Source organism: Mesorhizobium sp. B2-3-15, assembly GCF_006442875.1.
In the GTDB taxonomy this organism is placed as follows: domain Bacteria; phylum Pseudomonadota; class Alphaproteobacteria; order Rhizobiales; family Rhizobiaceae; genus Mesorhizobium; species Mesorhizobium australicum.
Genome location: NZ_VFVO01000008.1, coordinates 207,287 through 226,043 on the forward strand (window position 1 = coordinate 207,287; position 18,757 = coordinate 226,043).

Genomic DNA, 18,757 nt, shown 5'->3' on the forward strand with positions numbered 1-18,757 from the left:
CTTGCTTTCCTCGCGAGCGGCCCACGGGTCTCTTTTTCAACAGTCGGAATTCGCGGCTCTGAATCTGCCGCTCGAGGGGTCGGGTGCCCTCAGATGCGAAACGCATTCCGGCTGTGAGGTGAATGCAACATAGAGCAGATGCGCGTTCGCCCCGGCGAAAAGCAGCATTGCGGCCGGAACAAGAAGCCAGACCAGGGGCGGAACTCGTGATCGTTTCTGTTTCGCCAGTGCCATTTTCTTCATCCCGTCATGGGCTCTCGAGTCCCAACGAATAGACATAGAGTGCAAGAATCTTGATTTGCAGCGGGCCGAGCCGCTTGTCCCAAGTCGGCATGTGTCCCTGGCGTCCGCCGTGAATGGTGACGATAATGCTTTGAAGGTTGCCGCCATATATCCAATACTGATCGGTAAGGTTGGGCGCGCCAAGATCTGCTTTTCCTTTGGCGTCTTCGCCATGACATGCCGCGCACGTGGTCAGGAAGACTTGCCTGCCCGCTTCGATCGTTTCGATGGTCTTGGGCGTGGAGTCGGTCGGATTGCTGAGTGAATGGACATAGGCCGCCACGGTCTTGACCTGCGCGGAATCAAGCATCTCGTCGCGCCCAAAAGCCGGCATTTGCGAAACCCGGCTGTCAGCGTGACTGGAATTGACGCCCGTCGTGATCGTCTGTGCGATTGCTTCCGGGCCGCCGCCCCAGATCCAGTCGTGATCGCTCAGGTCGGGATAGTTCTTGCCGCCTTTGCCATCCCGCCCATGGCAGGCCGCACAATTATCGCCGAAGAGCCGGTGGCCGGTCTGTTTTACGACGTCCATCAACTGCGGATTCGACCGCACTTCGTCGTAGCTCGAATTCCCTATGGCATCGGACCATGATGCTCGGTCGGCGTTCGCCTCGACGAGCTTCTCCGCCACGATCTTGCGCTGATCGGTGTTGAGCAGACCTTTGGTATAGGTCGTCCCCAAAGGCCAGGTCGGCATCACGAACCACCAGATCACGGCGAACAGGTGCGTGATGACGAGGAACATCAGAACGCCTCGCGGAACGGGGATATCGAGTTCCTTTATGCCGTTCCACTCGTGTCCGGTCGTCGCGTGGCCGCTTGCGGCGTCAATTTCCTCTACTGCCATGGCGTGTCGTCCCGATCGAGAATGTTCTTCTTGGCATCATCGAACTTCTTGCGGTTTGATGGCCAGAACGCATAAACGCAAACGCCAGTGGCAAATGCGATCAAGTAGAACAGGCCCCAACTCTTAGAGAATGCGACGAGCGTGTCGTGATCCATCGTGCGTACTCTGTTGCCTCGTCATTGCTGTGAACCCTCCGCTTTTTCCGACGCCGCTGTCTGCTTGTAGGCAGCGTCCGTCAGGCGCCCGAGCACTTGCAGATATGCGACCAGCGCATCCATCTCGGTGAGTTCGGTCGTAACGCCGTCAAAGGCGCTCACCTGGGTCTTCTCGCCATAGCGTTCGACAACGCCCGCCGAGAAATCGCTGTCGGGAGTCGCTTGGCCAAAGGCATCCCTCGCCGCATTGGCGATCATATCGTCGGTATAGGGCACGCCGACTTCACGCATCGCCGCCAGCTGCATACCGAAATCGGCTGTTTCCAGCGCAGTGCGGGCGAGAAACCGATAGGACGGCATGTTGGATTCCGGAACGACGTCCCGCGGGTTCGTAAGGTGCGTTACGTGCCAGAGATCAGAGTACTTGCCACCAATGCGCGCAAGATCCGGCCCGGTACGCTTCGAGCCCCAAAGCATGGGGTGATCGTATTTGGATTCGACCGCAAGCGAATAGGGCCCATAGCGCTCGACCTCGTCACGCAAGGTACGGATCATCTGGCTGTGACAGGCGTAGCATCCCTCTCGTTCATAAATGTTGCGGCCGGCGAGCTCCAAAGGCGTATAGAGACGCATGTCAGGCGCCTCTTCGACAGTCTCGTGGATGGTGAACAGCGGCGCGATCTCGACAAGGCCGCCGACGCTGGCAGCGGCGATGATAGCCAGGACAAAACCAATCGCCGTCCGTTCAATCTTGCGGTGAAAGATTTCAGGCATGTTCTTACTCCGCGGGGCTCGGCGCTGTGCCCACAGGACGCCCATCCGGCAGATCCAGCTGACTGCCCGCAAGGAGCGGCGTGGCTCGGGCGGTCATCCAGATGTTGTAACAGGCGACGAGGGCCCCAAGCAGGAACAGGAGGCCGCCAAAAGCGCGCGCGATGTAATAGGGATACATGGCGACCAGAGAATCGACGAAGGAATAGGCCAGCGTCCCATCTTCTGTGTAGGTGCGCCACATTAGCCCCTGTATGATGCCGGAGTTCCACATCGCAAAGACGTAGATGAGTGTTCCAGCGAGCGCGAGCCAGAAGTGAACCTCGACAAGGGCGGCCGAATGCATGCGGTCGCGTTTCCACAGCGCGGGAACGAGCGCGTAAAGCGAGCCAAAGGTGATGAATGCCACCCAACCGAGCGCGCCGGCATGGACATGGCCGATGGTCCAGTCTGTGTAGTGCGAAAGCGAATTCACTGGACGAATTGCCAGGAAAGACCCTTCGAAGGTGGACAGGCCGTAGAAAACGGCGGCTACCATCATGAAGCGCAAGGTGGCGTCGTCGCGCACCTTATGCCAGGCGCCGTTCAGTGTCAGCAGCGCATTTCCTGCGGATGCCCAGGATGGGACCAAGAGCATCACGGAAAATGTCATGCCCAGGTTCTGGACCCAGTGCGGCAGCGCCGTGTAGTGGAGGTGGTGAGAGCCTGCCCACATATAGAAGAAGGTAATCCCCCAGAAGCTGAGGATCGACAATCTGTAGGAAAAGATTGGCCGTCCCGCCCGCATCGGCAGGTAGTAATACATCATGCCTAAGAAGCCCGACGTGAGGAAGAAGGCGACGGCGTTGTGACCGTACCACCATTGAACCATGGCATCCTGCACCCCCGCCCAGATCGTGTAGCTCTTGGCGTGCCCAATCGACACGGGCACGGCGAGGTTGTTGACGATATGCAAGATCGCGACGACTACGATGAAGGCCATGTAGTACCAATTGGCCACGTAGATATGCGGCTCCTTGCGCCGCGCAAGGGTGCGAAGATAAAGAAGGAAATACGTCACCCACACCACCACCAGCCAAAGGTCTGCGTACCATTCGGCCTCTGCATACTCCTTTGACTGGGTCACGCCCATGAAGTAGCCGGTGACGGCCAGAATGCAGAAAAGATTAAAACCCAACAGCACGAACCATGGACTGATCTGGCCCGCTAGACGAGCGCGCGAGGTGCGTTGCACGACGTGGAATGAGGTCGCGATGAGGGCATTGCCACCGAAGCCGAAAATTACGCCAGTGGTATGGGTAGGACGCAGCCGACCGAAGGTCGACCAGGCGGCATCGAAGGCGAGGTTCGGCCAGGCAAGTTGCGATGCGATCCAAACACCCATGAACATGCCAAAAACGGCCCAAGCCATCGACAGCGCAATGCCTACCTTGATGGGGTCGTCATAATAGCTGGCCTGCCGGTCTGCCTGCGGCTCAGGCGCGTAGAACGATGACAGCACGAGAAACAGCAGACCAACACTGTAAATCAGCACGATCACGCCGTGCACCCCAAACGGATCAGACTTGCCGAGGGCAGCCATGGCAACGCCTACCATCGCCATCACGAGAAGGATCACTGCCGCGGATTGGCGTTCGCTGGAGGTCAGCTCGGTGATCAATTCAATTCCTCCTGCTCGCCTGTACCAGTCGATACATATCGCTTGATAGCACCATGGCAGTTCAAATCATTGGTTTCAAGCAATGGTGGGCAGAGCGAGCCCCCGGGGCGACGTCTGTCGAGCCAGACGATGGCCCGCCTGGTGGAAGGCAGGTTCGATCGAAGGCTGCCGCTGTCAGATATGAATGCCGATAATGGCAAGGAGCGTTAAAGCCAACGATGTCAAGCTGACCACCACCACGATCGCACCAAAGCCAAAGGCCAGCACGGCTGCCAAATCGCGGTGAACTTTGACTGCATCGGTCATACATCTGAAATAGCGCGTGGCGCCCCTGTCGGCAAGATGGCGGGCTGTCCCGGAAGTCCCTTCGTCATTGCACCGACTCCTGCGGGGAAGCCATCAGGCCGATTCTCCCATTCTTCCGCGTCTAGAGCGGTGAGCAAGGAAGCTGTCACTTTGTCGAACTCGAAGGCTGCCAAGCGCGCCAGTGAGTTGGATGGATGTCGATCCGCTCGCCAGTTAACGCGTTTTTCCAGTATTCCCGATCCTTCGTGCAGGGGAACACAAGCGCATGTTCGCCATCCTCGTTGAGGACGGCTAGTTCGAGCTCAAGATCGAACGGAGCTGTGACGATAGGGTTCCACATGGGCCGAACGTTCATCAAAAGAGGCAGATCTTGCCTTGATCTAAATCATTCTTTTGACCTCACGGAGGTTTCGAGCGCGCCGTAGACCAAAGGCACCCAGAATAGCCCCATAGTGAGCCGAGAAGGAAAAACGGCCGGAAATCGGAAGGAAGCACTGCCGGGCAAACGATTGGGCGGGGCCATTGAGTGCTTTTCAGAGAGAAGAATCCACGCGAAGAAATGTTCACCTTTGTGAACCGCGCTGATATCCAGATTAAGATTTGCCGTGCCTCAATTGCCGGCTTGAACTTGAGCCAACAGGCTCTCGAACACTTTCTTTGCCTTCCCCGACTGTTTGACAGTCGCGGCGTGCGCCAGATTGACCGGTCTGCCGACGACGATCAGCGCCACCATGCCCATCCCATAATGAGCCGCACACTTCACGCCGTATACACCTTCCTTGTCGAGCATAACGGTGATCTGTTCGCTAGTTTTACCTTTGAAGGTCTTTGCACCGTCCGGAATCATGCCCCAGATGCTTTGAGCAATATGTCCCTTGCTAGTAGGCACGAACGTCACGGTGTCGCCCGGCGCTGCTCGGACAAAGTCAGGCTGAAAAACCATCACGCCTTTCTCACCCTTGTCGAGCATCTGGATTTGGTGATCGGCCGCCTGGGCGTGTCCAGCGAACATCGATACCGCGAGTGAGGCAGCGACTGCAAATGCGTGCCTCATGAACTTACCTTCCTGTTCAGGAGTTCGATGGCGGCCTTGTCAGCAACTCGACGCTGGCGACTGGATATCCGGAAGCCATCGATCCGATCTGCCCGTCGGTATTGCATTTAGGTTGGCCTCCGTGGACTTGGTCAAGTCGGTGCGAACGTCGCTCACCACGAGCCATTATCGCCGATGCCGAGGTGCCGCTTGGCTTCGATGCTCATCTTTTGTGGCGACCAGGGTGGTTCATAGGTCAGGGTGACCTCGACGAATTCGACGCCTGGAACGCTCCAGGCAGCGTCGCGGGCCCCCTCCTTCATGTAGTTGGTGGCGGGGCAACCGCGGGTCGTGGTGGTCATCACGATGTTGACGACACCGCCGTCGTTGACCAGGACAGCGTACACAAGCCCAAGATCAACGATGTTGTAGCCCAGTTCCGGATCGATCACGAGGCGAAGCGCCTGCTTGACCTTCTCGTCGTCCAGCCGCGATTCTGCTCCACCCGTCATGTCACGGTCCCTGCCACATCGCCGCCCACGCGAAGTCCGCGGGCGGCTTGTTGGGTTGCGATGCCTATCTCACGCCGCCTTCGAGAGGCGACCGATCTCGACGCGCCAGACCGGCCCCCTCTCGAGATAGGTCCAGGAGAATTGGTGCGGATGTTCTGCCTTCAGCTGGTAGTAGAGGGGCTTGGGATCATGATCGTTGACGAGGATGAATTTCCCCCCGGGCGCAAGCTGATCGACAAGCTCGAAGATCTTCTGGTGCCTCTGCATCGGCACCAGGCTGCGGACATCTATTTCGTTCGTTTCTGCTTCTGTCGTAAGTGCCATTGAATCGTTCCTTCGATTTCAGTGAGGAGCGGCGGATCCAATCTCGTCCCGGGCCGCCGCTCTGGCGAGGCAACTTGCGCTGCGCCGACGGTCATCGATATTCGATGCACAAAGATACATTGTCAATGTATGTTTTAGCATCGCGCCAGAAACGCTGAAAATTGAGCGCCTTGCAAAAGATACCTCTGCAGGGCATCTTTCTGGTGTTTTGACCGCCGAGATGCCGCGTTGGTCGCCAAGAGGACTTTGGATGAGACTGACAGATTTCTCCGATTACTCGCTGCGGTTGCTCATGTACGCTGCGGCCAGAGCCGGGCAGTTGGTCACAATCGAGGAAACCGCTCAGGTTTATGGAATTTCCCGCGCGCACCTCATGAAGGTGGCCAACCAACTGACCCGCGCCGGCTTCCTGAAGGCGGTGCGCGGCCGCTCTGGCGGCCTCGCGCTCGCCAGGCTGCCAGAGCAAATCCGATTGAGCGACGTATTGCGCGCGACCGAGCCCGACTTTGCGCTGGTCGAATGCTTTCGAAGCGAAAACAACTGCCTGATCACCCCGCGTTGTCGCCTGCGCGGTATGCTGAAGGAGGCTCTCGCCGCCTTCTCCGGGACGCTTGGCCGCTACACCCTGGCTGACCTTCTGCTCAGTCCCGAAGATTTCGGCATCCAGCCGGCGGCCTAAGGGCTGGCGACGCTCCCCGCTTCACCTGGTCGCATTGTTTTCCCTTGCTGGGTCAAAGCCAAAAAGATACATTTACAATAGATCTTTTAGCTAATGATGATCACCTTGCCAGCCACTTTCATCGGTCACACGTTGCGCACCGTTCGAGGATTCTTGCCAGCGGTGATGCGCCCGGACCTCACCTGCGGCCTGTCACGCCACGAGCGGCTCGGCCTGATCTTCTCAGCGATCGAACAATGTGGCGTCGACTGCCCGCCCTGCGCGATTTGGGCGCTGGAGCAGGATAGATCCCAGGCAGCGATGGATATTGAACTAACCGAAAGGAGATTGCCATGCTGAGCAATTCGCACGATTTCGTCTGGCCCGCGGATACAGGCGAGCGTGCTTGTCTCGAATCCTTGGTTCGGGGGGATTATGATGGGAGCCATCCTGGTGAAACTTTCGACGACATGAAGCGCCGCATGTCCTTTTCCAGGGAGGACCAAGGCCTCTACCGCGACTGGATGGCGCTTGCCGCGGCTCGAGCCGAGACGGCGCGTGCGGCAAGTCCGAGCCCGATTGCCGCCTGAGGATCTCACATGGCCTACGTCGTCACCGACAATTGCATCAAATGCAAGTACATGGACTGCGTCGAAGTGTGTCCTGTGGACTGCTTCTACGAGGGCGAGAACATGCTCGTCATCCACCCCGACGAGTGCATCGACTGCGGCGTGTGCGTCCCCGAATGTCCAGCGGAAGCAATCTTCCCGGACACGGACCCTTCAGCCACTCCGGCCTGGCTCGCGCTCAATCACGAATATGCGTCCTCCTGGCCCAACATAACACGCAAGAAGATACCGCCCGCCGACGCGAGAGTCTGGGACGGAGTGCCCGGAAAATTCGACGCCCATTTCAGCGGCGAACCCGGTGAGGGCGATTGATCTGGGGCCGTTCACCTGACCGCCGACGGTGCGGGGGCAAATCAATTTCGGTCGACTGGTCCGGCAGCGGCAGGCGGAATGGTCCGCAGCTTCGATTTCTGTACTCGCCGGGTTTTGACGCCGCCAATCTCGTCGGTGGCGCGCACAACCGTTCCGCAGCATCGCCTTCCCAGATGCAAGACATTTGCCATTCCCGCAAAGAAGCCGGGCGGGAAATCGATAAGTGTTCCATGCTTCAACGGAGGCGAGGAAGCGCATGAAATTGTCTGTTTTGCAAAAATATGGTGAGGCGCGCCTGCCGCGCTATACCAGCTACCCACCGTCGCCGGAGTTCTCGCCTTCGGTCGACGTCGACACCTATGCAAACTGGCTGTCGCACCTGCCGCGAGGCGCTCCGGCCTCCCTCTACCTGCATATCCCCTTCTGCCGCTCGATGTGCTGGTATTGCGGCTGCCACACCACCGTCACGGCCAAAGATCAGCCCATCGTTGAATATCTGGATCTGCTTCGCAACGAGATCCAGATGGTCGCCGCGCAGGCGGCGCAGCCACTTCATGTCGACAGGGTACACTTCGGCGGCGGTACCCCCACCATCGTCACGCCAGCGGATTTCGTAGCACTGACGGATCTCTTCGCTTCGCTTTGGCCGAGACCGCGAGATTGCGGTCGAGATCGATCCGCGCACGCTAACGATCGAGATGGCGGGAGCCTTGGGCGGCGCGGGCGTCAGCCGCGCCAGCCTGGGCGTACAGAGCTTCGACCCGGTGGTCCAGAGAGCGGTGAACCGCATCCAAAGTGAGGAGACAACACTGGAGGCGGTCGACCGCCTGCGCCAGTCCGGCGTAAGCGGCATCAATTTCCACCTGATCTACGGCCTCCTCACCAGACGGTTCGATCCTGTATCGACGAGGCCAAAGTCGCAGCCGCCATGCGGCCTGACCGGCTTGCAGTGTTCGGCTACGCTCATGTGCTGTCAAGAAGCATCAGCGCATGATCGAGGAACCGACCCTGCCTGATAGCGTCGCTCGCATGGAGCAGTCGCAGGCCATAGCCGAAACGCCCGTTGCCGCGGGGCTGCGTTCAGGTCGGGCTGGATCATTTTGCGCTGCCCGACCTACGGGAAAGTTGCGGCGCAACTTCCAAGGCTATACCACCGACAATTGCGAAACGCTGGTCGGCTTCGGCGCCTCCGCTATCGGCCACACCCGTCATGGCTATATTCAGAACCAGGTTGGCCTCGGCTTCTATGCCGGTTCGGTCGCTTCCGGCCGACTGGCGACCGCCAGGGGCTACCGGCTGACCGATGAAGACCGCCTGCGCGCGGAGATCATCGAGCGTCTGATGTGCGACTTCACAGTCGACGTGCGGGAGGTTTGCGGGCGGCATGGATTTGATCCGGCCGTGTTGCTTACCGACAATAGAAGGCTTGCCGAACTCGCCGATGAGGGCATCATCGACGTCGCCGAAAGCATTATCCGGGTACCGCGCGATCATCGGTTCCTGGTCCGCGCAGCTGCGGCTGCTTTCGACGCTTATCTCCATCGGTCGGGCCGAGGCCACAGTCAGGCCGCCTAAGCGTTGTCAATCGAAGGCAAGAATCCGGGAGCGGTTGACAGTTAAGGCAGCACGACCGCGCCAACAAGCATTCCTAGGCCCTAACCGAAGTAAATCGCGGTCGCAAGTTCACGGGCCTCGGTGCTTAAGAATGGAGCGTGAGTGAGAAGCGCATAGGCGCTGGCCGCTACCCCCATTCGGCGATATCCGCCCGGAGTGGGGCATCCCGTTGCGAACCCTCTAGGGCACAAGCTTGAAGTTGTGCGCCAATATACGACATCCGAACGAGACCGGACTTCGGCCAATCAACGGCGCCGACCTCGTGCCAAGGACCCGCGGAACCAGACCCGCGTCGCGCGACCTATCCCGAAACGATTCAGTTGTAACGAAGGACCTGCCCGCCTCCGGCGGATTGACGCGCCCGACGAACTCGCTTGAGGTCCCCACCGCCGTCCTTTCGCGCCAAACCACCGGCATCATAGGCTACTCGCTCTTCGCCAAGCCCCCCGGCGTTCGCGATCTGCCGCGTCTTTCCAGCTATACCTGGCTCGACTTGATCGGAGCGGAACAGATCGAGATATGCGTGCGCCGCGCTCAATGCCGCCGCCCTGGCATTGGGTCTGCTTTCCGATAGGCCTCCTCATGCCCTGATACGAGTCCATCCACCCTCATGCGACAGGATGTGGACCTCGACGCTGGCATTGCCGTGGACGGCGGCTGCGATCGCGGTCGCGTCCATCAGGTTGAAGGCGGTTGACAACGCATCCGCCAACGCCGCCTGCCCGGCCACCACGGTGACGCTGGCATGGCGCTGCGGTGTCGCGCCGCTGCGTGGATCGATGATGTGGCTGAACCTGCCTTCCGCATCGAAGCGGAAGCCGAACGGGCTCGACGTCGCAACCGCGCGATCCTCCACTTCGAGTACCTTGAGGATTCGAGCCGAATCGAGCGGGTCGGAGAGGCCGGCACGCCACGGTCGGTCGCCCGGTGCCGAACCGATGGCGCGGCTTTCGCCCATGTCTACCATGGAGCGCTCGACGCCGCCGGCTTTCAGCAGATCGACGACCCTGTCGGTGACATAGCCTTGGGCGATGCCGTTGAGCGTCAGTGCCGCACCTGGCACCGAAAGGTCTATCCGGCTGGTCGAGCAGGCTACCCGGTCGAGGCCGACGCTGCCAAGGCATTCGCGCACAATCCGCGTCGAAGGCCCGACTTCGGCGGCGCCGGGTGTCGAGAAATGGCGACGGTAGGCGTCCCACAACGGCTGCACCGTGGGATCGAAGGCGCCCCCCGTGAGCGTCCAGACGTCTCGGCTCTGTCGCAATATGTCCACCAGCTCTCGCGGCGGCGCGACGAGAAAGAGCTGACGGTTAAGGCGCGTCAGGTCTGAATCGTCCAGGTATAGGCTGAAGATGCGCTCCAGTCGCCGCACCTCCGCGACGACGTCGATGGTCAGCTTCCGTGCCTTGGCCCGGTCGGGATGATGGATGACAAGCGATGCCTGCGCACCCATCGCCTCGCCCTTCCAGGTCACGCCTTCCTGGGCAGCCTTGCCATGCGGCGGCAGTAGCGCCATGCCGGCCGCGGCGGCGCTAATGGCGATCATGCGACGTCTGGTCATTGTTGCAGAAATCATGTCAATCGGCCTCCCTGGTTGACTGCTTCGACGCATCGCCGCCGCTGGCCCGCTCGTCCAATATGTAGGCGCGCGGAACGGCGTCGAAGCCGACCACCATGCCGCCATGGTCGGCGGCGAAGGTCCTCGCCGCCGCCTCCGACGAAAAGGGCACGGCTTCGGCCGCTCCCATGCCGCCTTTGCGATCGCTGCCGACGACGAAGAAGGCCTTGCGGGCGTCAACCCAGTTGTCCGCACCAGGCTTCTCCCAGCTTGCCGCCTTGGCCATGTCGGAAACATAAATAGCTCTTATTTCCTTGGGCTCTTCCGGCAACATGGTGAAGGCGATCGTGTCGCGCGCCGAGGAGAACCAGATCGGCTCGTCGTATCTGGCGAGGATGACTTGCCCCTTCGGGCCGCCATGCTCGAGGATGTTCATGCCGCAATAGCGGCCCATCGCCTCCTCCGTCATGGCGAAGGGGGCGGGGGGCGGCTCCGGCTCGCGCTGACAGGCGCCGAGCGCGAGCAGGCTTGCGAGCAGGCTTATCTTCAGATGTGGCCTCACAGTTCCCTCCGCGAGAAGGCGAGTGCTGCAAGCGCCATCGGCCCGGCAACCCACGCCACGAGAGCCGCGATCAGCGCCATGGGCGCCAATGCGACACTCTGCACGCTCCCCGCCATACCCGAGGCAGCGGCGATCTCGGTCGAGCCGGAGAGATTGAGGATGCGGTAAGCATCGGTAGGATTGAACAGGAGCAGCGCATTCAGCGCGCTGCCGCTGACGTAGTGACCCTGGTCGGCGACCAGAATCCCCAGCAGGACCATGTCGTAGATGACCACGAAGACCAGCCATATGCCAATGGCGATGCCGGCGGCTGTGCCGCGGTCGCGCGCCAGCGCGCTGACCAGATAACCGATCGCCACGAAGACGGCGCCCAGCAGCACCGACGACGCCGTCATCATCGCGAACGCCTTCCAGCTTTCGCCGCCAATCCCTCTGTCCATCGCCACCAGCGCCAGTGCGGCAAGTCCGTAACCGACGCAGGTGGCAAAAGCCAGTATCGCGAGATGACCCAGGAACTTGCCGAGCAGCACCTGACGGCGGCGCACTGGATAAGAAAGCAGCAGCGTCATGGTGCCGCGCTCAATCTCGCCGACGATGGCATCGTGGGAAATGAGCAGCGCAATCAGTGGCACGACGAAGATGGTTAGGCTGGCGAGGCTGATCACCACCACATCCAGCGCGCCGACCCCGACAGCGCCGGCAGGCGCGCTCCCGAGGAAGACGAGGGTCAGCGCCAGAGCTGCCAGAAGCCCCGTGGCGGCGATCACCCAGCGGTTGCGCAGGCCTTCGCGCACCTCCTTGGCCGAGAGCAGTAGGATTGTGTTCATTGGGATATCCTCCCCGCGAGGAAATGTGCATAGAGCTCGTCAAGGCCGGGCGGCACCATATCGAGATCCTCGAAGGGGGCGCCCTCGCCCACGGCGCGGCGGAGGAAGGCGGCCTTGACCTCAGGCGTGGCGTCGATCTCGACGATGTGACCGTTGATCTGCCTGAGGCCTTTCGGCTCCCCCATCCATTCCCTCAGCCGCCGCGCGCCGCCCTCGGCAGCCGTGAGGCGGATCCTCGTCGGCAGGCGTGCGATCCGGCGCAATTCGTCAAGCGACCCGTCGGCGATCTTTCGGCCTTCGTTGAGGATAACGACTCGGCCGGCATTGCCTTCCAGTTCGTTCAGCGCATGGGACGACAGAAGCACCGTCGTCCCTGCCGCCTGCATCTCGCGCACGATCCCATAGAACTGCTGGCGCAGCTCAGGATCGAGCCCGGTGGTCGGCTCGTCAAGTAAAAGCACCGCCGGCCTGCCGATCATCGCCTGCGCCAGTCCCAGCCGCTGGCGCATTCCTTTGGAATACGTGCCGATGCGTCGGTCGGCGGCATCGGCAAGGCCGATTCGCTCCAGCAACGCGTCAGCTTCCTTTGGCCGGCCGTCCTTGAGCTGGACGTAGAAGCGCAGCGTCTCGCGACCCGTGAGGGCCGGATTGAAGGAGACGTTTTCGGGAAGATAGCCCAGCCGTCGGCGAACGGTCACGTCTCCGTCGGCCGGATCCTGCCCGAGCACGGAGACCGAGCCGGAAGTGGGCCGCGCAAGCCCGAGCATGAGCTTGATGAGCGTGGTCTTGCCTGCGCCGTTGTGGCCTACGAGGGCAATGACCTCGCCTGCGTTGGCCGAAAAGGACACACCGTCCACTGCCCTTACGGAGCCATAGTGCCGCGCGACTGCGTCCAGCTCGATGTTGAAGCTCACGGCTTTCCCCTTTTCTCGATGCTGTCGGGATACATCAGCGGACGGCTGTCCATCACGCCGCCGGGAAACACCCCCGGGAAGCGCGCCTGCGCCCAGCGGATCACCTGCACGGCCGGGCTGTTGACCAGCACCTTCGCCGCCGGCGTCTGCCACAGAACCCTGTCAATCATGTCGTTCGGCCGATAGGGCTTGTCGGCGATCCCGTCGCCGTCGAGGTCGAAGGCCGGGTTGTCGCTCCAGTAGTTGCCACGGCCGCCGCTCGACCAATCGAGTGAGCGGGTCCCGACATATTTGACCTGATTGCGGTTGCGCACGAAGGCGTTGCCGGCCATGGCGTTGCCCTCGGAACCTGCCGTAAAGTGCACGCCGATCTCGCAACCCTCGAAGCGATTGCCACTGAAGCGGTTCTTGTTGGCATTGTAGATGAAGACACATTTTTCCGGGCCTATGCGCATAGCCGAGGGCGTGGCGAGGACCGGCGCCGCGCTATCGGCGTCTGGCAGGTCCTGATCCGCGACGAAGCGTTGGCCGTTGCTGGTCCAGCGGCCGGCCGGCTGCGGGCCGCCGCGCACGACGTTGCCGCTGATCTCGGAACCATTGGCGTAGTTGAACAGGAGGCCATTGTCGCGATCGCCGTCAGACACATTGCCGGTGACCTTCAGGCCGTTGGAATACATGATTGCATAGCCGACAATGTTGCCGGTCGATACGTTGTCGGCGATCACGCTGTCGTTGGTGTACATGTAGTGGACGCCGAAACGCAGGTTGGCGAAGGCGTTGCCCCTGAATTCGTTGTTCCTGCTGGCATTGGCGAAGATGCCGTCGCGGCCGAAGTGGATGTCATTGCCGATGACCTTCGCCCCCGGCGCGTTCCACACCGAGACGCCGCTGCCGGACCGGCTGGTGCGCCCCTCGCGAAGACCCTCGATGCGATTGTTGCGCGCCACCGCCTCGCGCGCCCCGTGCAAATAGATGCCGTAGAGGTTGCCGACGAGGGAATTGTTCTCGATCTGCGCGCGCGTCGCGCTCTGGGTGGCGAACACGCCTGCATCCATGGCGTCGAGGTCCATGCCGGAGCCTTCGATCTCAAGACCGCGCACAGCCGCATCGGGCGCCAGCACGGTCACGACGCTGCCCTGTCCGTTGCCCTTCAGTGACGCGCCCGGCTCACCCTGCAACGTCAGCGATTTGGCGATGACGACCGGCCCGCGATGCTCGCCCGACGCAAGACGCAGCACGTCGCCGGGCGCGGCAGCGTCCACCACGGCCTGCATGGGCGCAGCACCAGCAGGCACGGCAATCTCGGCCGCGGAGGCCGCACAACCGGGAACGGCGGCGAGAAACGCCGCCATTCCCATCACTGCCAGGTGCACGACGCGGAACATGTCCTAGGCGCCTTGTGGCTCTACGAACATGCGGCCCTGCATCTCCATGTGCATGGCGTGGCAGAACCACGAGCAGTAGTACCAGTAGACGCCAGGCTTGCTTGCCTTGAACGTCACCGATGCCGTGGCTTGGGGGGCCACCTCCATGTTGATGCCGTAGTTGACGATGGCGAAGCCGTGGGTGAGGTCCTCCACCTCGTCGATGTTGGTAACGTAGACCGTGACCTCGTCGCCCTGCTTGACGCTGAAGCTCTCCAGCCCGAAGGCCGGCGCCGAGGACGTCATGTAGACGCGCACCTTGTTGCCGTCGCGGATCACCTCGCTGTCCACCGTCAGGTCGATGCCGTCGGCCTTCGCCTGCTTGACCGCATCCTCGAAGAACGGATCGGCCCGGTCCCAGATGCTGATCGGGTTGATCTTCGAGCGGTGGACGAGGGTCGCGTCGTGCGGCTCGGCGAAGCTCGGACTGTCATGCACCAGCACCATCTGGTCGCCGGAAATGTCAATGAGCTGGTCATTCTCCGGCTTCAGGGGGCCGACGTTCAGGTAACGATCCTTGGAGAACTTGTTCAGCGAGATCAGCCACTTGCCGTCCGCCTCCTTGGTCTGGCCCATGGAGGTATGGTTGTGGCCGGGCTGATAGTGAACGTCGAGTTTCTGGCGGATCGGGTCGACCTTCTCGCCAGCGAAGGAGCGCTTGGCGTCCTCGATGTTCCACTTGCAGATCTGGCTGTCGATGAACAGCGTGGTGTAGGCGTTGCCCCCGCCATCATAGGCCGTGTGCAACGGCCCGAGCCCCAATTCTGGCTCGGCCACCACCGTGTCGCGCGGCTTGATCTTGTCGTCGAAGAGCTCATCGAACTTGCGCACGTCGAACACCGTCACCGTTGGCGACAGCTTGCCGTTGGCCACCACATGGATGCCGTCCGGCGCGGTGTTGATGCCGTGCGGGCTGTTTGCCACCGGCACGTATCGGGTGTAGGGCGAGCCGTGACGCCCGTCTATGACCGGCACGCCTCCCATTTCCTTGTAGTCGCCCTTCTTCACCGCGTCCTCGATGCGCTTCAGGTTGAAGATGACGACCCAGTCCTGCTCCTTCGCCATCGTCTGCTCGAGGTTGACGCCCTCCTCGGAATTGTAGCAGGTAGAGAAGGCGTACTTGCCCTGGTAGTCGGCGTCGACATTGTCGAGGTTGCCGTCCACCATCACCTGCCAGGCGACCTTCATCGTGTCGCCGTCCACGGCACTGAAAATGGAATGGTACTGCTTGCTATCGTCCAGGATCTTGCCGTCATTGGGGATCGGCACGCGGTCCTCGCCGTTGCAGAACACGTAGCCGGTCCTGGGATATTTCTGCACGCGCAAGCCGTGCACCGTATGCTGGTTCGGCAGCTGGATGATCTTGTCACATTTCATAACGTCGAGCCGGATGCGGGCGACGCGCGTGTTGGCCTTGTCGTTGACGAACAGGTAGCGGCCGTCATAGGTCCCATCCGTTTGTGAGGGGTGGGGGTGGTGCAGATCGCCGTTGAGGTAGATGCCGCCGCGGTCCTTGAGGAACTCGACGGTCTCCGGCAGCAGACCCTCTGTCAGGATCTTGCGGCTCTCGTTGGTCAGGCCCCAGCCGGTGGCGCTGCAGCGGTTGAAGACAGGGATGCGCATCATTTCGCGCATCGAGGGCGCGCCCATGATACGGACTTCGCCCGTCTGGCCGCTGGAGAAGAACACGTAGTACTCATCCAGCTCGCCGGGCTTGACCTCGAATTCCTGCCCGCCCTTCTCGCTGGCTGCCGCCCGCGACACCACGCTTCCGTTCAGCGTCAGTCCCCCGCCGACGCCGGCAGCCCCCGCCGCAGCGAGCGCGGCCGTCGTACCCAGCAATTGGCGCCTGCTGAGGATCGTCTTTTTGTCCTGGTTTTCCTGCGACATGTCCTTCTCCTTTGGTTGGCCTGTCAGCCTGTTGGATTTGTGTCGTTTTCGGGAACTCTTATCGGCAATCCCTTGTGCGTGATGACCGGCGGGCTTGCCGGCCCCTTGCCCGGCTTGGCGGTGGCCCGCGTTGTGGGGGAGGACAACGCCTCGAACTTCTCCCGCTTCAGCCGCACCTGGATCATGTGCGGACAGCGGTGGTCGTCGTGGTAGAGTTCCTGGCAGTGCATGCAGTAAATGCATTCGTTGACATTGATCTGGCCTTCGGGATGAATTGCCTGGACAGGGCATTCCTTGGCGCAGCGCTGGCATGGCGACCCGCATTCGGGATAGCGCTTCAGCCATTCGAACATGCGGATTCGGCCGGGAATGGCGAGGGCCGCGCCCAGCGGGCACAGGTACCGGCAGTAGAAGCGCTCGATGAACAGGCCGGCTCCCAGCAGCGCCAGCGCGAAGACGACGAAAGGCCAGCCGCGCGCGAACTTCAGGATGATCGCCGTCTTGAACGGCTCGACCTCGGCGTAGGTCTCCGCCAGCGACACGGAATAGAGCGACAGGCCGAACAGGCCGAGGAAGATCACGTATTTGATCGGCCACAGACGTTCGTGCAGACCGAACGGGAGCTTGACCTGCGGGACTTTCAGCCATTGCGCGAGGTTATTGGTCAGTTCCTGCAGCGCGCCGAATGGGCAGAGCCAGCCACAGAAAGGTCCCCTGCCCCAGAACAGCAGGCCTCCGGCCACCGCCGCCCAAAGGATGAAGATGAGCGGCGCGGTGAGGAAGAACTCCCAGCTGAAACCGCTCAAGAGCGAATTGATGAAAGTCAGCACGTTGACGACGGAAAGCTGGGCGTTCGCGTACCAGCCGAGCCAGACGAGCGTGAACAGAAGGTAGCCACGCCGCACCCAGGCGAACAGGCGTGGCCGACGCACCAGCCAGTTCTGGAAGAAGAAGATGGCTGTGAGCACCAGCAGGGCGACGACGGTGATGCCGATCTTGACGGCGTTCAGCTTCCAGATCTTCACCCACAAGGGCTCTTCGTTCGCGGAGCCCTGTCCGGCGGTCTCGGGTGTCGCCTGCGCGCCAGCGGCCGGTCCGGGTGCGACCGCTTGCGGTTCCCGCTGTGTTGCGGGCGTTGGCGCCGCCGCCTTCAGGTAGCGATTGGGCAAGGTATAACCGAGTACGAACGGCAAGGTCGCCTTGTCGCGAGCGCCGTAGCTGCGCTGGACGAGCAGTTGCAGCTCCCACGGCTCGGAAAGATCGAGTGAAAACTCGTCCGGGACCGTGAACAGCGCAATCTCGCGCAGGTGCGGCGCGCCCTTGGTCGCGAGGTCCCCGAGACGCGTATGGTTGCGGTCGCGAAAGCGCACCCCTTGCCCGTCCTGCAATAGCTCGATGCGATCGAAGATGCCGCCGCGCACATAGCCGGAGCCCTTGAAGGAATATGCGCCGTCTCCGGCCACCACGATCGCCTGCTGGCCGGGTCTGAGCGACTTCTGCAGTCGCTCATAGGCGGTATCGCCCAGGAGGCTGCGGCCGATGCTGGGCACGCTGACTGGCGCAATATAGAGATCGATGAAGCGATCGTCCGGATTGCCCGTCTCCGGTCGCGCGGCGGCCTCCGGATGGCCGGAATCGGCGAAGGCCTTGGTCACCTCGCCCACAGTCAGGCGCAGGCCGCGCACCGAGCCGTCGCCAAGCAGGGTATTCCAGTCGTGGACTTCAGAAACGGTCGCATCCACTGTTTTCGCCGGGGTGACTGGCGCGCCCGCGGCCAACGTTCCGGTTTCCGCCAGACGGCCACTGCGGATCAACTTCACGGCCGAGCGCACGACGCTGTCGCTCATCACCAGGACGGTGACGGTCGCGCCGCTGACAATGTCCACCTGCGGCAGCTGTTCCTGACCAGCAGCGACGCGGCCAAGGTCCTTGCCGATCAGAGAATTGAGCGCCGCGACGACCTTTTCCTGCGGGATGCCGATGAGGACGATGGGTTCCTTGTGCTCGACCAGCTTGATGCCGTGGATGACGCCCTTGGGGTCGATGCCGACAAGGATGCGGATCGGCTTGCCTGAATAGCCTACCGCGCTGGAGAAGTCGGTGTTGAGATAGGCGTAGCCGACCGGCTTTCCGCTGGACAGAAGCGGCGCCAATGGCGGGCTTCCCATCAGGTCGCCGTAGGCGTCGGCGCCTTGGATCAACTCGCCCGGCCGCGTGCCGGACATAAAGTGTTGCAGGCTTTCGTCGGCACGGCTCTGAAGCGCGGAAAGGGCGAGCAGCGTGAACGCAGCCAGCAGGAATGTCAGCGCGCGTCGCGCTCCGGCGCCGACTTGGCGCGATGCCGCTCGGTCGGTCCTGTGCATCGATGTGGGTGTCGGCATGCGCATCCTCTCCCGGCCGCTTCGGGCGGAACCGGTCTCAGGACACACATATCGGTGGTTTTGCCTGATGGTTCTTTGATCAAACGCAAACAAATGCA

Annotated in this window: 20 protein-coding genes and 1 pseudogene; 5 read left to right on the plus strand and 16 right to left on the minus strand. The window is 61.6% G+C overall.

Going from position 1 to position 18,757, the window contains the following annotated elements:
• Positions 1 to 36 precede the first annotated feature (36 nt).
• The 9 genes from FJ954_RS32050 to FJ954_RS18170 form a co-directional block, all read right to left on the minus strand.
• Positions 37 to 234, minus strand: coding sequence for a hypothetical protein (locus tag FJ954_RS32050; protein WP_140662241.1), 198 nt, complete (start codon positions 232 to 234; stop codon positions 37 to 39).
• A gap of 13 nt (positions 235 to 247) precedes the next feature.
• Entirely contained in the window at positions 248 to 1,129 is an 882-nt protein-coding gene (ccoP, locus tag FJ954_RS18135; protein ID WP_140662242.1) for a cytochrome-c oxidase, cbb3-type subunit III, read from the minus strand.
• The gene (locus FJ954_RS18140) at positions 1,120 to 1,284 is read right to left on the minus strand and encodes a cbb3-type cytochrome c oxidase subunit 3 (RefSeq protein ID WP_140662243.1); all 165 of its coding nucleotides are present in this window, start codon (positions 1,282 to 1,284) and stop codon (positions 1,120 to 1,122) included. Before FJ954_RS18140 ends, ccoP begins: the two co-directional genes overlap by 10 nt.
• Positions 1,285 to 1,305: 21 nt before the next feature.
• A complete protein-coding gene (gene ccoO / locus FJ954_RS18145) occupies positions 1,306 to 2,058 on the minus strand; it encodes a cytochrome-c oxidase, cbb3-type subunit II (protein WP_140662244.1) in 753 nt (250 codons plus the stop codon).
• 4 nt (positions 2,059 to 2,062) lie between these two features.
• Positions 2,063 to 3,712 carry a cytochrome-c oxidase, cbb3-type subunit I gene (ccoN, locus tag FJ954_RS18150; RefSeq protein WP_140662435.1) on the minus strand — a complete coding sequence of 550 codons (1,650 nt, stop codon included), beginning with the start codon at positions 3,710 to 3,712 and terminating at the stop codon, positions 2,063 to 2,065.
• A 177-nt stretch (positions 3,713 to 3,889) separates the two neighbouring features.
• Positions 3,890 to 4,021, minus strand: a complete 132-nt coding sequence (locus FJ954_RS32265) for a hypothetical protein (protein WP_281407729.1) — start codon at positions 4,019 to 4,021, stop codon at positions 3,890 to 3,892.
• Between the two features lie 610 nt (positions 4,022 to 4,631).
• Positions 4,632 to 5,075, minus strand: a complete 444-nt coding sequence (locus FJ954_RS18160; RefSeq protein WP_246681096.1) for a pseudoazurin — start codon at positions 5,073 to 5,075, stop codon at positions 4,632 to 4,634.
• A 152-nt stretch (positions 5,076 to 5,227) separates the two neighbouring features.
• The gene (locus tag FJ954_RS18165; protein WP_140662246.1) at positions 5,228 to 5,566 is read right to left on the minus strand and encodes a metal-sulfur cluster assembly factor; all 339 of its coding nucleotides are present in this window, start codon (positions 5,564 to 5,566) and stop codon (positions 5,228 to 5,230) included.
• 69 nt (positions 5,567 to 5,635) lie between these two features.
• Positions 5,636 to 5,890 carry a DUF2249 domain-containing protein gene (locus FJ954_RS18170; RefSeq protein WP_140662247.1) on the minus strand — a complete coding sequence of 85 codons (255 nt, stop codon included), beginning with the start codon at positions 5,888 to 5,890 and terminating at the stop codon, positions 5,636 to 5,638.
• A 250-nt stretch (positions 5,891 to 6,140) separates the two neighbouring features.
• On the opposite strand from FJ954_RS18170, the gene FJ954_RS18175 reads away from it, so the two are divergent.
• The 5 genes and pseudogenes from FJ954_RS18175 (at position 6,141) to hemN (ending at position 9,064) form a co-directional block, all read left to right on the plus strand.
• Positions 6,141 to 6,569, plus strand: a complete 429-nt coding sequence (locus tag FJ954_RS18175) for an Rrf2 family transcriptional regulator (RefSeq protein ID WP_140662248.1) — start codon at positions 6,141 to 6,143, stop codon at positions 6,567 to 6,569.
• Between the two features lie 93 nt (positions 6,570 to 6,662).
• Complete coding sequence (locus tag FJ954_RS18180) at positions 6,663 to 6,908, plus strand: hypothetical protein (protein WP_140662249.1); 246 nt, start codon at positions 6,663 to 6,665, stop codon at positions 6,906 to 6,908.
• Complete coding sequence (locus FJ954_RS18185; RefSeq protein WP_140662250.1) at positions 6,902 to 7,138, plus strand: hypothetical protein; 237 nt, start codon at positions 6,902 to 6,904, stop codon at positions 7,136 to 7,138. Before FJ954_RS18180 ends, FJ954_RS18185 begins: the two co-directional genes overlap by 7 nt.
• A gap of 9 nt (positions 7,139 to 7,147) precedes the next feature.
• Positions 7,148 to 7,489: a ferredoxin FdxA gene (gene fdxA / locus FJ954_RS18190; protein ID WP_140662251.1), complete on the plus strand. Its 342-nt coding sequence runs from the start codon at positions 7,148 to 7,150 to the stop codon at positions 7,487 to 7,489.
• Positions 7,490 to 7,745: 256 nt separating this feature from the next.
• Positions 7,746 to 9,064: pseudogene (gene hemN, locus FJ954_RS18195) on the plus strand (oxygen-independent coproporphyrinogen III oxidase).
• A gap of 619 nt (positions 9,065 to 9,683) precedes the next feature.
• On the opposite strand, the gene FJ954_RS18200 reads toward hemN, so the two are convergent.
• The 7 genes from FJ954_RS18200 to FJ954_RS18230 are packed head-to-tail and all read right to left on the minus strand — an operon-like array spanning position 9,684 to position 18,659.
• Complete coding sequence (locus FJ954_RS18200; RefSeq protein WP_246681097.1) at positions 9,684 to 10,664, minus strand: FAD:protein FMN transferase; 981 nt, start codon at positions 10,662 to 10,664, stop codon at positions 9,684 to 9,686.
• Between the two features lie 16 nt (positions 10,665 to 10,680).
• Positions 10,681 to 11,199 carry a nitrous oxide reductase accessory protein NosL gene (locus FJ954_RS18205; protein WP_246681108.1) on the minus strand — a complete coding sequence of 173 codons (519 nt, stop codon included), beginning with the start codon at positions 11,197 to 11,199 and terminating at the stop codon, positions 10,681 to 10,683.
• A 20-nt stretch (positions 11,200 to 11,219) separates the two neighbouring features.
• On the minus strand, positions 11,220 to 12,050 hold the full coding sequence (locus FJ954_RS18210) for an ABC transporter permease (RefSeq protein WP_140662253.1): 831 nt from the start codon (positions 12,048 to 12,050) through the stop codon (positions 11,220 to 11,222).
• Positions 12,047 to 12,907, minus strand: a complete 861-nt coding sequence (locus tag FJ954_RS18215; protein WP_246681109.1) for an ABC transporter ATP-binding protein — start codon at positions 12,905 to 12,907, stop codon at positions 12,047 to 12,049. The genes FJ954_RS18210 and FJ954_RS18215 overlap by 4 nt, the downstream gene beginning before the upstream one ends.
• 53 nt (positions 12,908 to 12,960) lie before the next feature.
• Positions 12,961 to 14,349 (minus strand): nitrous oxide reductase family maturation protein NosD, encoded by a 1,389-nt coding sequence (locus FJ954_RS18220; protein ID WP_181177851.1) that lies wholly within the window; start codon positions 14,347 to 14,349, stop codon positions 12,961 to 12,963.
• 3 nt (positions 14,350 to 14,352) lie between these two features.
• Entirely contained in the window at positions 14,353 to 16,278 is a 1,926-nt protein-coding gene (gene nosZ / locus FJ954_RS18225; RefSeq protein WP_140662255.1) for a TAT-dependent nitrous-oxide reductase, read from the minus strand.
• Positions 16,279 to 16,301: 23 nt separating this feature from the next.
• Complete coding sequence (locus FJ954_RS18230; protein WP_246681098.1) at positions 16,302 to 18,659, minus strand: NosR/NirI family protein; 2,358 nt, start codon at positions 18,657 to 18,659, stop codon at positions 16,302 to 16,304.
• Positions 18,660 to 18,757 lie beyond the last annotated feature (98 nt).